This is a genomic window from Streptomyces sp. NBC_00076 (assembly GCF_045041235.1).
Taxonomy (GTDB): domain Bacteria; phylum Actinomycetota; class Actinomycetes; order Streptomycetales; family Streptomycetaceae; genus Streptomyces.
The window spans coordinates 4,740,605-4,753,626 of record NZ_CP108242.1 but is presented as its reverse complement, the minus strand read 5'-3'; the positions used below and the strand labels follow the sequence as shown (position 1 = coordinate 4,753,626).

Sequence of the window (13,022 nt, the reverse complement as noted above, 5' to 3'; positions counted from 1 at the left end):
GTGGTCCCGCCACTCGGCCACTGGGTACACACGGGGGAGAGGAGACGGCGGTGGGCATACCGATCCGTTCACGCCTTCTCGACTACGTCGAGGCAGAGCCGTCGCCAGAAGGGGCCCCGGCGGGACTACCGACGCAGGAAGCCCCCAGGTCACGCCTTCTCGACTACGTCGATCACGGCGACCAGGTGGGTGCGGGACAGGCGGCGGGGCACACGCCGCCGGGCCAGAAGCCGGTCGTACCGCCGTACCACACCCCCGTCTTCGTGCCGGCCCATCCCCGCTATGTCGACTCGACGGACCCGTCCGGCGCCACCACCCGAGTCCCGTTCATCGCGTACGAACTCTTCGCGCATCCGGTCGACGGCACCGTGGCTCTCGCCTTCACCACCCTGGACAGGCTCGTCGCCGCGCTCGGGGAGGCCCAGCCGTGGGTGGCCACCTCGATCGGCCCGCTGGCCGAGGGGCTGGGCGCGCAGGCGGTCACCGTCCGGCTCGACCCGCGGCTCACGCCCGGACCCCCCAACTGGCACCACGCCGACCTCGCGTCCTACGCGCGGCAGGTGCGCTGATGCCGGCCGACTTCAAGGCGGTCCTGAGCGACCTCACGTCGATGGCGAAGACCTTCCACGACGAGGCCGTCAACTACCGCAAGCTGCACGCCGACGTGGCCCCGCCCGTCGCCGAAGGAGGCGACGCAGGACTCGACCACGCCGTCAAGGAGGTCGCCGACCTTCTCGTCGCCCTGCACACCGGCTTCGCCGACCGGCTGGACGACCACGGCGACAAGGTGGCCTACGCCCGCGACTCCTTCCGGCGACACGACATCGACGTACACGGGCTGTTCGAGGACCTGATGACGGGAGACGGCTGATGGGCGACAGCTGGGTCGGCGGCGACATCGGCGGGCTGCGCACGATGGCCGAGACGTACCGCAACGCCCAGCAGAAACTGGACGACGTCGTACGGCCGCTCGGCCGCGCCGTCGACGCACTGGCGGGCGACGCGACCTGGAAGGGTGAGGCCGCCGAGAGCTTCCGTGCCACCTGGAGCGAGGACGCCCTGGCGGCGGGCGCGTTCGCGAGCCTCGTGCACAGCGCGGGCGACATCCTCTCCGACCTCGTCGACGCCCTTTCCACGTGCGAGACGGCCCTGCAGAACGCGGAGCACACGGCCACCCGCGGCGGGGTGGCCACGGGCGCCAAGGGTGTGCCACTGCCGATCGCGACAGCGAGCCCACCGAGCGCCGACGACCAGAAGACGATCTCGGCGCTGAACGACTACGACACGGTGCGCCGCCAGATCCTGCACACCGCCCAGCACGCGCGACTGGTGGCGGCGGACAAACTGCGGGGCCTGTACGCGCAGGTGACGGCACCGGTGTCGACCGGCGACAAGGTCACCATCGCGGACGCGCTGCGCGGCCTGTACGCCTACGACGCCGAGGACGCCAGAGCGGGCGGCCGGCAGGCGCGTGCCGCGCTCGACGACGCCAAGGCCGAGGAGCAGGCCGCCAAGAAGGAACTGCGTGCGGAACGCAAGGCGTACCAGAAGGCGGGCCGCGCCCTGCCCAAGGACCTTCCGGCCAAGGGCGCCTACGCCGACGCCGCCACCAAGGTCGACTCGTTGGAGGAGGCCATCGCCCGCGCCGACCACGGCAGTACCGCGCTGCCCTACGACCGCGCCCTGAACGTGAAGCTGGCGGACGCGGCGGACGCGCTGCGCCTGGGCAAGGGCGTGGCCGAACTGCCCGAGTTCCTCAGGGAGATCCCGGTCCTGGACGTCGCGGCGGCCGCCGCCTGCGGTCTGGTGGAGGCCAAGGACGACCACGACAAGGGCTGGTCCTGGCAGAAGTCCGTCCTCGTGGACGGCGGCGTCGCCCTTGGCGGGGTGGCCGTCGGCGCGGGGGTCGTGGCGGCGCTGCCCGTCGAGGGCGCGGTGGCGGTGGCCGGGGTCGGGGTGGTGGCGGCGGTCACCGCGACCGAGGTGCTCGACCACGCCGTCCACGAGCACTGGAGCGAGGACATCCACGACCACGGCGTGGTCGGCGGCGTGCTGACCGGGACGGGCCACGTCCTGACGGAGACCGGGGAAGACGACGTACGAATGGCGAAGGACATCTGGCATGGCGTCACGAGCATCTTCTGAGGTCCCCGCCCTCGCGGCGCCGGTCAATATCCCGGCTCTGCCCAAACTGGGCAGGACCTGGTACAAGCGGGGCGCGCTCTACTGGCTGTCCCGCGCCCGTACGACCGTCTTCCTGCTCCTCGTGATGGCGATGCTCTGTTTCGTGTCGCTGAGCCTCTACAGGGGATTCCGCAGCGAAATGCCGCCCACGGTGCGTGCCGTGTGCGACGGCGCGCAGGTGGTCGCGTCCTGTGCGGCTCTGGTCTGGGGCTGGGTCAAGCAGCGCCGCAGCCACCGGGAGGCCCTTCTGGACCCGCCCAGCCCCCAGCAGACCTGGGTCGCCAAGCGTGACCACAACCGACGCGCGGGCAGGTCGGCCGGTTGGGGAGCCGCCGGCGGACGCGTCCTCCTGGCCCTCGCGGCACCCGTCATGCCGGCGTTCGCCGCGTACCTCGTCGGCTGGCTGACCGCCTGGGGCACGGTGCGCGAATACCCGAGCGAGGTCGGCGCGCGGCGCTGGCTGCGGGAGCACCCGGCGGGAGCGTGACGCCGCGACCGCACTCGGAAGGTCCCGCGCCCCGGATTCTCGAGCGGATGGTGATCCAGCAGGGAAGCTGACTTCGAGACACGGCCTGGCCGGGATCGGCCGAATAATAATGCAAGCACGCTTGATTGTTTCTGACCCCGCTGCCATGCTCCCCCCATGGCCGACCCGACCCCCGTGTTCGACGACCTACGTGCCGAAAGCGACGAACTCGACCGGCTGGTAGCCGAGTTGAGTCCGGAGCAGTGGGCCCTCGCCACGCCCGCCCCCCGCTGGACCATCGCCCACCAGATCGCCCACCTCGCGTGGACCGACCGGTCGGCCCTGCTGGCGGTCACCGACGAGGACGCGTTCCGTGTGCTGGTCGAGAAGGCGCTCGCCGCCCCTGATTCGTTCGTCGACGAGGGTGCGGAGGACGGGGCTCGACTTCCGGCCGAAGAGCTGCTCGCCCGTTGGCGTGAGGGACGTACCGCACTCGACGTGGCGCTGCGCGGGTCGCCGCCCGGCGCCCGTTTCCCCTGGTACGGCCCGCCCATGTCCGCGGCCTCCATGGCCACCGGTCGCCTGATGGAGACCTGGGCGCACGGTCAGGACGTGGCGGACGCGCTCGGGGCGACCCGCGCCGTCACCGACCGCCTCCGCCACGTCGTCCGCATCGGCGTACGGGCCCGGGACTTCGCCTTCGGTGCGCACGGGCTGTCCGTGCCCGCCGACGAGTTCCGCGTCGAACTCGTGGGCCCGTCCGGCGACTTGTGGACGTACGGCCCCGACGAGGCCCCTCAGCGTGTCACCGGCCCCGCGCTCGACTTCTGTCTCCTGGTCACCCAGCGTGCCCACCGCGCCGACCTCGCCCTCCACACCGACGGCCCGGACGCCGACCGCTGGCTGGACATCGCCCAGGCCTTCGCCGGTCCGCCCGGCGCCGGGCGCCCGCCGAAGGGGGACACCACCCGGTGACCCTGCGGATAGGCAACGCCTCCGGGTTCTACGGCGACCGCTTCGACGCGATGCGCGAGATGCTCACCGGCGGCGAACTGGACGTCCTCACCGGCGACTACCTCGCCGAACTCACCATGCTGATCCTGGGCCGTGACCGTCTGAAGGACCCCGGCGCCGGATACGCCCGCACGTTCCTGCGGCAGTTGGAGGAGTGCCTCGGCCTCGCCCATGAGCGAGGCGTCAGGATCGTCACCAACGCGGGCGGCCTCAATCCCGCCGGACTCGCCCAGAAAGTACGGGAGTTGGCGGAACGGCTCGGCCTCCCCGTCAGCGTCGCCCACGTCGAGGGCGACGATCTCACCGCCGCCCACCCCGGCGCCCTCGCCGCCCACGCCTACCTCGGCGGCTTCGGCATCGCGGCCTGTCTGCGGGAAGGCGCGGACGTCGTGGTCACGGGCCGGGTCACGGACGCGGCGCTCGTCACCGGGCCCGCCGCCGCCCACTTCGGCTGGACACCGGCGGACCACGACCGGCTCGCGGGGGCCGTCGTCGCCGGGCACGTCCTGGAGTGCGGGACGCAGGCCACCGGCGGCAACTACGCGTTCTTCACCGACCACGACCCACGACGGTCGGCCCGCCCCGGCTTCCCGCTCGCCGAGATCCACCAGGACGGCACCGCCGTCATCACCAAACACCCCGGCACCGGCGGCTTCGTCGACATCGGCACGGTCACCGCGCAGCTCCTCTACGAGACCACGGGTGCCCGGTACGCGGGCCCCGACGTCACCGCGCGCCTCGACACCGTACGGCTGACCGAGGACGGCCCCGACCGGGTGCGGATCGAGGGCGTACGAGGGGAGGCCCCGCCTCCCACCCTCAAGGTCGGCCGCAACCGCCTCGGCGGCTTCCGCAACGAGGTCGCCTTCGTGCTGACCGGCCTCGACATCGAGGCCAAGGCCGAGCTGGTCCGGCAGCAGATGACGGACGCGCTGGCCAAGGCGCCCCCCGCCGACGTCCGCTGGGACCTCGTCCGCACCGACCGGGCCGACGCCCCGACCGAGGAGACCGCGAGCGCCCTGCTGCGGCTCGTCGTACGGGACCCGGAGCAGGAGGTCGTCGGACGGGCACTGAGCGGTGCGGCCGTAGAGCTGGCGCTCGCCAGTTACCCCGGTTTCCATGTGCTGGCACCACCGGGGAAGGGCGCGCCCTATGGAGTCTTCGAGGATGTGTACGTCCCCCATGGTGCCGTCGACCATGTGGCCGCCCTCCACGACGGGCGCCGAGTCCCTGTGGCGCCGGCCCAGGAGACCCTCGTACTCGACGACGTACCGGAGCCAACACCACCCGCTCCCCTTCCGCCCGGGCCCACCCGTCGCGCCCCCCTCGGCCTCGTCGCCGGAGCCCGCAGCGGCGACAAGGGCGGGAACGCCAACGTGGGGGTGTGGGCCCGCACGGACGACGCCTGGCGGTGGCTCGACCGCACGCTCACCGTCGACCTCCTGCGCGACCTCCTGCCGGAGACGGCAGGTCTGCGCGTCACCCGCCACCCGCTCCCCAACCTCCGCGCCCTCAACTTCGTCGTCGAGGGCATCCTCGGCGAGGGCGTCGCCGCCCAGCACCGATTCGACCCGCAGGCCAAGGCCCTCGGCGAATGGCTGCGCTCCCGCCACCTGGACATCCCGGAGGCCCTCCTATGACGGTCATCCAGACCACCCTCGACACCACCGGCCCCGACTACCGCGCCCACCGCGACGCCATGCTCGCGGGGCTCGCCGACCTCGACGCCGAACACGCGAAGGCCATCGGCGGAGGCGGACCGAAGTACGTGGAGCGGCACCGAGGGCGCGGCAAGCTGCTCGCCCGCGAGCGCATCGAGCTGCTCCTCGACCCGGACACGCCCTTCCTGGAGCTGTCCCCGCTGGCGGCCTGGGGCAGCGACCACACCGTCGGCGCCTCCCTCGTCACCGGCATCGGAGTCGTCGAGGGCGTGGAGTGCCTGATCACGGCCAACGACCCGACCGTGCGCGGCGGCGCGAGCAACCCGTGGAGCCTGAAGAAGGCCCTGCGCGCGAACGACATCGCCCTCGCCAACCGGCTGCCCTGCATCAGCATGGTGGAGTCCGGCGGGGCCGACCTGCCGTCCCAGAAGGAGATCTTCATCCCCGGGGGCGCGATCTTCCGCGACCTCACCCGGCTCTCCGCCGCCGGCATCCCCACCGTCGCGGTCGTCTTCGGGAACTCGACGGCCGGGGGCGCGTACATCCCCGGCATGTCCGACCACGTGATCATGGTCAGGGAACGCGCGAAGGTGTTCCTCGGCGGGCCGCCGCTGGTGAAGATGGCCACCGGTGAGGAGAGCGACGACGAGTCACTGGGCGGCGCGGAGATGCACGCGCGCGTGTCGGGCCTCGCCGACCACCTCGCCGTGGACGAACAGGACGCCCTGCGACAGGCACGGCGCGTCGTCGCCCGCCTCAACCACCGCAAGGCGTACGGCGATCCGGGCCCCGCCGCGCCTCCCAAGTACGACGAGGACGAACTGCTCGGCATCGTCCCCGGCGACCTGCGCACCCCCTTCGACCCGCGCGAGGTCGTCGCCCGGATCGTCGACGCCTCCGACTTCGACGAGTTCAAGCCGCTGTACGGGACGAGCCTCACCACCGGCTGGGCCACCCTGCACGGCTATCCCGTCGGCATCCTGGCCAACGCCCAGGGCGTCCTCTTCAGCGAGGAGTCCCAGAAGGCCGCCCAGTTCATCCAGCTCGCCAACCAGCGCGACATCCCGCTGCTCTTCCTGCACAACACCACCGGCTACATGGTCGGCAAGGAGTACGAGCAGGGCGGCATCATCAAGCACGGCGCGATGATGATCAACGCCGTGAGCAACTCCCGGGTGCCGCATCTGTCCGTGCTCATGGGCGCGTCCTACGGCGCCGGCCACTACGGCATGTGCGGCCGCGCCTTCGACCCCCGCTTCCTGTTCGCCTGGCCCAGCGCCAAGTCCGCCGTCATGGGCCCCCAGCAGCTCGCGGGCGTCCTGTCGATCGTGGCCCGCCAGTCGGCGGCCGCGAAGGGCAATCCGTACGACGAGGACGCGGACGCCGCCCTGCGCGCCATGGTGGAGCAGCAGATCGAGTCCGAGTCGCTGCCGATGTTCCTGTCCGGGCGGCTCTACGACGACGGCGTCATCGACCCCCGCGACACCCGCACCGTCCTCGGCCTGTGCCTGTCCGCGATCCACACCGCTGCGTACGAGGGCGCGCGCGGCGGCTTCGGCGTCTTCCGGATGTGAGGCCCATGATCACGACACTCCTCGTCGCCAACCGCGGCGAGATCGCCTGCCGCGTCTTCCGCACCTGCCACGACCTCGGCATCCGCACGGTCGCCGTGCACTCCGACGCCGACGACCACGCGCTCCACACACGCGTGGCCGACGCGACGGTACGACTGCCGGGCGCGGCGCCCGCCGACACCTACCTGCGCGGCGACCTGATCGTGAAGGCCGCCGTCGCCGCGGGCGCGGACGCCGTGCACCCCGGCTACGGCTTCCTCTCCGAGAACGCCGACTTCGCCCGCGCCGTCCTCGACGCGGGCCTGCTCTGGATCGGCCCGCCCCCGGAGGCGATCGAGGCGATGGCGTCCAAGACGCGCGCCAAGGAGCTGATGGGGCTCGCGTCCCTGTCCCGGGTCACCGAGGCCGACCTGCCCGTACTCGTGAAGGCGGCCGCGGGCGGCGGTGGGCGCGGCATGCGTGTCGTGCGCCGACTCGACGAGCTGGACGCCGCCCTGGAGGGCGCGCGCGCCGAAGCCGCGAGCGCCTTCGGTGACGGCGAGGTGTTCATCGAGCCGTATGTGGAGGGCGGCCGGCACGTCGAGGTGCAGATCCTCGCCGACACGCACGGCACGGTCTGGCCCCTGGGCACCCGGGACTGCTCCCTCCAGCGCCGCCACCAGAAGGTGATCGAGGAGGCCCCGGCACCGGGACTCCCCGAGGAGCTCACCCGGGAACTGCACGCCCTGGCCGTACGCGCCGCCCGCGCGGTGGACTACGTCGGCGCCGGCACGGTCGAGTTCCTGGTCGCCGACGGCAAGGCCCACTTCCTGGAGATGAACACCCGCCTCCAGGTCGAACACCCGGTCACGGAAGCCGTCTTCGGCCTCGACCTGGTCGCCCAGCAGATCCGCGTCGCCGAGGGCGCCGCACTGGACACCGACCCGCCGCTCCCGTCCGGCCACGCCGTCGAGGCCCGCCTCTACGCCGAGGACCCATCGACCGACTGGACCCCCCAGACCGGCACCCTGCACCGCCTCGCCGTCCCCGACGGCATCCGCCTGGACACGGGCTACGGCGACGGCGACACGATCGGCGTCCACTACGACCCCATGCTCGCCAAGGTCGTCGCCCACGCGCCCACACGCGCCGAGGCGGTCCGCAAACTGGCATCAGCCCTGGACGGAGCAACACTCCACGGCCCCCTCACCAACCGGGACCTCCTCGTACGGTCGCTACGGCACCCGGAGTTCACCTCCGCCCGCATGAACACGGGCTTCTACGACCGTCACCTCGCCGAACTCACCGAACCGGCCCCCGACCCGCACGCTCCCCTGGCCGCCGCCCTGTCCGACGCCCACGGCCCCTCCCGCTTCGGCGGCTGGCGCAACGTCCCGTCCCAGCCGCAGGTCAAGCGCTACGAGACGGCGGGTGAGGAGGCCGAGGTCCACTACCGGCACACCCGCGCCGGCCTCGCGGCGGACGGGGTCCTGGTCGTCCACGCCGACGCGCGTCTCGTCGTACTGGAAGTGGACGGCGTGCGCAGGAAGTTCGAGGTGGCGCGCTACGGCGACGAGGTGTACGTCAACAACACCGCGCTGAGGTCCCTGCCCCGCTTCCCGGACCCGGCGGCCCAACTGGCGCCCGGCTCGCTGGTGGCCCCGATGCCGGGGACGGTGGTGCGAGTGGCGGAGGGACTGATGGAGGGGGCCGCCGTAGAGGCCGGAGAACCTCTGCTCTGGCTGGAGGCGATGAAGATGGAGCACAAGATCGCCGCACCGGTCACGGGGACACTCAGCGCCCTGCACGTCCTACCTGGCCAACAGGTATCGCTCGGCTCTCTGCTGGCAGTAGTGCAGCCAACGTAGGGGCGCGGGGCTGCATTGAACATGCGGCTCCGCCGCGTGAGCGCGACCAGCCGTCCACGACCCGCACCCGGGAAGGAGCCCCTATGCCCCCCATCACGGATTCCGAGGAACACAAAGCCCTACGAGCCGCCGTCGCCGCCCTGGGCACCCGCCACGGCCGCACCCTCGACCGACAAGCCCTCTGGTCCGAGGCAGGCAAACTCGGCTACCTGGGCGTCAACCTCCCCGAGGCGTACGGAGGAGGCGGAGGCGGAATAGCCGAACTCTCCATCGTCCTCGAAGAACTGGGCGCAGCCGGCTGCCCCCTGCTCATGATGATCGTGTCCCCGGCGATCTGCGGCACGGTGATCGCCCGCTTCGGCACGGACGACCAGAAACAGCAGTGGCTCCCCGGCCTCGCCGACGGCACGCGCACCATGGCCTTCGGCATCACCGAACCCGATGCCGGCTCCAACAGCCACCGCATCACCACCACCGCCCGCCGCGACCCCGACACCGGCGACTGGCTCCTCACCGGCCGCAAGGTCTTCATCTCCGGCGTCGACATAGCCGACGCCACCCTCATAGTCGCCCGCACCGAAACCGCGTCCGACAAAGAGGGCCGCACCGGCCGCCTCAAGCCCTGCCTGTTCATCGTCCCCCGCGACACTCCCGGCTTCGAACGCCGCCAGATCGACATGGAGCTGACGGCCGTCGAGAAGCAGTTCGAGCTCACTCTCGACGACGTACGGCTCCCCGCCGACGCCCTCGTCGGCGACGAGGAAGCCGGCCTGCTCCAACTCTTCGCCGGCCTCAACCCCGAACGCATCATGACCGCCGCCTTCGCGATCGGCATGGGCCGCCACGCCCTCACCCAAGCGATCACCTACGCCCGCGACCGCACCGTCTGGGACACCCCGATCGGCGCCCACCAGGCCATCGCCCACCCCCTGGCCCAGGCACACATCGACCTGGAACTCGCCCGCCTGATGATGCAGAAAGCCGCCCACCTCTACGACGCCGGCGACGACATCGGCGCGGGCGAGGCCGCCAACATGGCGAAGTACGCGGCCGGCGAAGCCTGCGTGAAGGCGGTCGACCAGGCCGTGCACACCCTCGGCGGCAACGGCCTCACCCGCGAGTTCGGCCTCGCCCAGTTGATAACCGCCTCCCGCGTGGCTCGTATAGCCCCAGTGAGCCGGGAGATGATTCTCAACTACGTCTCCCACCAGACCCTCGGCCTGCCCAAGTCGTACTGACCAGGCGCCGTGCCGCGCGAGGAGGAACCATGTTCCGCAGCGAGTACGCAGACGTCCCGCCCGTAGAACTGCCCATCCACGACGCGGTGCTGGGCCGCGCGGCCGAGTTCGGAGACGCCCCCGCCCTGATCGACGGCACCGACGGCACCACCCTCACGTACGAGCAACTGGACCGCTTCCACCGCCGCGTCGCCGCCGCCCTCACCGAGGCGGGCGTCCGCAAGGGCGACGTCCTCGCCCTGCACAGCCCCAACACGATCGCCTTCCCGACCGCGTTCTACGCCGCCACGCGAGCCGGTGCCTCCGTCACGACCGTGCACCCGCTCGCCACCCCGGAGGAGTTCGCCAAGCAACTCGCCGACTCCGCCACCCGCTGGATCATCACCGTGTCGCCGCTCCTGGAAGCGGCACGCAGGGCGGCCGAACTCGCCGGCGGCGTCCAGGAGATCTTCGTCTGCGACAGCGCCCCCGGACACCGCTCCCTCATCGACATGCTCGCCTCGGCCGCCCCCGAGCCACACATCGACATCGACCCCACCCAGGACGTCGCCGCCCTCCCGTACTCCTCGGGCACCACCGGCATCCCCAAAGGCGTCATGCTCACGCACCGCCAGATCGCCACCAACCTCGCCCAGCTCGAACCGGTCATGCCGGCGGCCCCCGGCGACCGCATCCTCGCCGTACTGCCGTTCTTCCACATCTACGGCCTCACAGCCCTCATGAACGCGCCCCTGCGCCAGGGCGCCACCGTCGTCGTCCTGCCCCGCTTCGACCTGGAAACCTTCCTCGCGGCCATCCAGAACCACCGCATCACCGGCCTCTACGTCGCCCCGCCGATCGTCCTCGCCCTCGCCAAGCACCCCCTGGTCGCCCAGTACGACCTGTCGTCCCTGAAGTACATCCTCAGCGCCGCCGCACCCCTGGACGCCCGCCTCGCAGCCGCCTGCTCGCAGCGCCTCGGCCTGCCCCCGGTCGGCCAGGCATACGGCATGACGGAACTCTCCCCGGGCACCCACGTCGTCCCCCTGAACGCCATGCGCGAGGCACCCCCCGGAACCGTCGGCAAGCTCATCGCCGGCACCGAGATGCGGATCGTCTCCCTCGACGACCCCGACAAGGACCTCGGCATCGACGAGTCCGGCGAGATCCTCATCCGCGGCCCCCAGATCATGAAGGGCTACCTCGGTCACCCCGACGCCACCGCCGCCATGATCGACCCCGACGGCTGGCTGCACACCGGCGACGTCGGCCACCTCGACGCCGACGGCTGGCTCTTCGTCGTCGACCGGGTCAAGGAACTCATCAAGTACAAGGGCTTCCAGGTGGCCCCCGCCGAACTCGAGGCCCTCCTGCTCACCCACCCCGGCATCGCCGACGCCGCCGTCATCGGCGTCTACAACGAGGACGGCAACGAGATCCCGCACGCATACGTGGTCCGCCAGCCCACCGCCACCGACCTCTCCGAAGGAGAGATCATGATGTACGTCGCCGAACGCGTCGCCCCGTACAAACGCGTCCGCCACGTCACCTTCATCGACGACGTACCCAGGGCCGCCTCCGGCAAGATCCTCCGCCGCCGACTCAGGGAGAGCACGTGACGACCCTCGTCCACACGACCCACGAACGCGGCATCACCACCCTCACCCTGGACGCACCCCAACGCCGCAACGCCCTCTCCGCCGCCCTCCTGGGCGAACTCGCCGCCGCCCTCGAGCAGGGCGGCGAAGACGACGACGTACGCGCGATCGTCCTCACCCACACCGGCACCACCTTCAGCGCGGGCGCCGACCTGCGCGACCCACCCGAGCCCGAGACCCTCGCCGCCCTCCTGCGGCGAATCGCCGCACTGCCCAAACCCGTCGTGGCCCGCATCACCGGCCACGCACGCGCCGGCGGCCTGGGACTGATCGGCGCCTGCGACATCGCGATCGCCTCCGACACGGCCACCTTCGCCCTCACCGAAGTCCGCATCGGCGTCGCCCCCGCCCTCATCAGCCTCCCCCTCCTGCACCGCGTCGAGCCCCGCGCCGCCGCCCGCTACTTCCTCACCGGCGAGACCTTCGACGCCGCCGAGGCGGCCCGCGTCGGCCTCCTCACGGCGACCAGCGGGCCCAAGGACATCGACGAGACCCTCGCCCCCGTCCTCGACGGACTGCGCCGTGCCGCACCACACGCCCTCGCCGAAACGAAACGGCTGCTCACAGCCAAGGTGCTGGAGGCCTACGACGAGGACGCGGGCCGGCTGGCCCAGCTCTCCTCCCGCCTCTTCGCCTCCGCCGACGCCCGCGAGGGCATGACGGCCTTCCTCGAACGACGGGATCCACCATGGGTGCTTTGAACACGGGCGCTGTGAGCACGGGTGCGGCGAGTACGGGTGCGGCCAGTACGCGTTCTGCGAGCACGGGTTCTGTGAGCACGGCCGACCACGCACCGGGCGAGCGCGTCCCCAAGCAGGACCGCAGCCGCGCCACCCGGCAGCGCCTCCTGGAAGCCGCCGTTGCCTGTCTCGCCGAACACGGCTGGGCGGGCTCCACGGTCGCCGTCGTCGCCGAACGCGCCGGTGTCTCCCGCGGCGCCGCGCAACACCACTTCCCCACCCGCGAGGACCTCTTCACGGCAGCGGTCGAGTACGTCGCCGAGGAACGCTCCACCGCCCTGCGCGCCCTCTTCCCCCAAGGCGCGGCGGGCGACCACCGAGCGGTCGTCTCCGCCCTGGTCGACCTCTACACCGGCCCGCTCTTCCGGGCCGCCCTCCACCTGTGGGTCGCCGCCTCCAACGAGGAACAACTACGGCCCCGGGTAACGGAGTTGGAAGCCCACGTCGGCCGCGAGACACACCGGATAGCCGTCGAACTCCTCGACGCCGACGAGTCCCGCCCCGGCGTCCGCGAGACCGTGCAGGGCCTGCTCGACATGGCCCGCGGCCTCGGACTCGCGAACCTCCTCACCGACGACACCGGCCGCCGGGAGCGCGTCGTCGCGCAGTGGGCGGGACTGCTGAAGGAGTCACTGGGCTGAAGATTCCACCGGGCCCGGGC

Annotated in this window: 12 protein-coding genes; all 12 read left to right on the top strand. The window is 71.8% G+C overall.

The features are described 5' to 3' along the window. The first annotated feature begins 50 nt into the window (after positions 1–50). The 12 genes from OHA64_RS21435 (at position 51) to OHA64_RS21380 (ending at position 13,002) form a co-directional block, all read left to right on the top strand. Positions 51–569, top strand: a complete 519-nt coding sequence (locus tag OHA64_RS21435; protein ID WP_405615415.1) for an SAV_915 family protein — start codon at positions 51–53, stop codon at positions 567–569. After that, positions 569–871: a DUF6317 family protein gene (locus tag OHA64_RS21430; protein ID WP_405615413.1), complete on the top strand. Its 303-nt coding sequence runs from the start codon at positions 569–571 to the stop codon at positions 869–871. The genes OHA64_RS21435 and OHA64_RS21430 overlap by 1 nt, the downstream gene beginning before the upstream one ends. Next, complete coding sequence (locus OHA64_RS21425) at positions 871–2,145, top strand: WXG100 family type VII secretion target (protein WP_405615411.1); 1,275 nt, start codon at positions 871–873, stop codon at positions 2,143–2,145. The genes OHA64_RS21430 and OHA64_RS21425 overlap by 1 nt, the downstream gene beginning before the upstream one ends. Beyond that, the gene (locus OHA64_RS21420) at positions 2,123–2,671 is read left to right on the top strand and encodes a hypothetical protein (RefSeq protein ID WP_405615409.1); all 549 of its coding nucleotides are present in this window, start codon (positions 2,123–2,125) and stop codon (positions 2,669–2,671) included. The genes OHA64_RS21425 and OHA64_RS21420 overlap by 23 nt, the downstream gene beginning before the upstream one ends. A 156-nt stretch (positions 2,672–2,827) precedes the next feature. Further along, positions 2,828–3,625 carry a TIGR03084 family metal-binding protein gene (locus tag OHA64_RS21415; protein ID WP_405615407.1) on the top strand — a complete coding sequence of 266 codons (798 nt, stop codon included), beginning with the start codon at positions 2,828–2,830 and terminating at the stop codon, positions 3,623–3,625. Beyond that, positions 3,622–5,304 carry an acyclic terpene utilization AtuA family protein gene (locus OHA64_RS21410; protein ID WP_405615405.1) on the top strand — a complete coding sequence of 561 codons (1,683 nt, stop codon included), beginning with the start codon at positions 3,622–3,624 and terminating at the stop codon, positions 5,302–5,304. The genes OHA64_RS21415 and OHA64_RS21410 overlap by 4 nt, the downstream gene beginning before the upstream one ends. Continuing rightward, a complete protein-coding gene (locus tag OHA64_RS21405; protein WP_405615403.1) occupies positions 5,301–6,899 on the top strand; it encodes an acyl-CoA carboxylase subunit beta in 1,599 nt (532 codons plus the stop codon). Before OHA64_RS21410 ends, OHA64_RS21405 begins: the two co-directional genes overlap by 4 nt. Positions 6,900–6,904: 5 nt before the next feature. Next, complete coding sequence (locus OHA64_RS21400) at positions 6,905–8,746, top strand: acetyl/propionyl/methylcrotonyl-CoA carboxylase subunit alpha (RefSeq protein ID WP_405615400.1); 1,842 nt, start codon at positions 6,905–6,907, stop codon at positions 8,744–8,746. Positions 8,747–8,829: 83 nt separating this feature from the next. After that, the gene (locus OHA64_RS21395) at positions 8,830–9,984 is read left to right on the top strand and encodes an acyl-CoA dehydrogenase family protein (protein ID WP_405615398.1); all 1,155 of its coding nucleotides are present in this window, start codon (positions 8,830–8,832) and stop codon (positions 9,982–9,984) included. A gap of 29 nt (positions 9,985–10,013) precedes the next feature. After that, complete coding sequence (locus OHA64_RS21390; RefSeq protein ID WP_405615396.1) at positions 10,014–11,582, top strand: 4-coumarate--CoA ligase family protein; 1,569 nt, start codon at positions 10,014–10,016, stop codon at positions 11,580–11,582. Then, entirely contained in the window at positions 11,579–12,322 is a 744-nt protein-coding gene (locus tag OHA64_RS21385) for an enoyl-CoA hydratase family protein (protein WP_405615394.1), read from the top strand. Before OHA64_RS21390 ends, OHA64_RS21385 begins: the two co-directional genes overlap by 4 nt. Before the next feature lie 71 nt (positions 12,323–12,393). Beyond that, positions 12,394–13,002: a TetR/AcrR family transcriptional regulator gene (locus OHA64_RS21380; protein ID WP_405615392.1), complete on the top strand. Its 609-nt coding sequence runs from the start codon at positions 12,394–12,396 to the stop codon at positions 13,000–13,002. Positions 13,003–13,022: the final 20 nt, after the last annotated feature.

Bases quoted from the DNA above. Each gene is read 5' to 3' on its own strand.
- OHA64_RS21390 (WP_405615396.1), top strand. From the start codon at position 10,014: ATGTTCCGCAGCGAGTACGCAGACGTCCCGCCCGTAGAACTGCCCATC.
- OHA64_RS21420 (WP_405615409.1), top strand. From the start codon at position 2,123: ATGGCGTCACGAGCATCTTCTGAGGTCCCCGCCCTCGCGGCGCCGGTC.
- OHA64_RS21425 (WP_405615411.1), top strand. From the start codon at position 871: ATGGGCGACAGCTGGGTCGGCGGCGACATCGGCGGGCTGCGCACGATG.
- OHA64_RS21395 (WP_405615398.1), top strand. From the start codon at position 8,830: ATGCCCCCCATCACGGATTCCGAGGAACACAAAGCCCTACGAGCCGCC.
- OHA64_RS21415 (WP_405615407.1), top strand. From the start codon at position 2,828: ATGGCCGACCCGACCCCCGTGTTCGACGACCTACGTGCCGAAAGCGAC.
- OHA64_RS21405 (WP_405615403.1), top strand. From the start codon at position 5,301: ATGACGGTCATCCAGACCACCCTCGACACCACCGGCCCCGACTACCGC.
- OHA64_RS21400 (WP_405615400.1), top strand. From the start codon at position 6,905: ATGATCACGACACTCCTCGTCGCCAACCGCGGCGAGATCGCCTGCCGC.
- OHA64_RS21430 (WP_405615413.1), top strand. From the start codon at position 569: ATGCCGGCCGACTTCAAGGCGGTCCTGAGCGACCTCACGTCGATGGCG.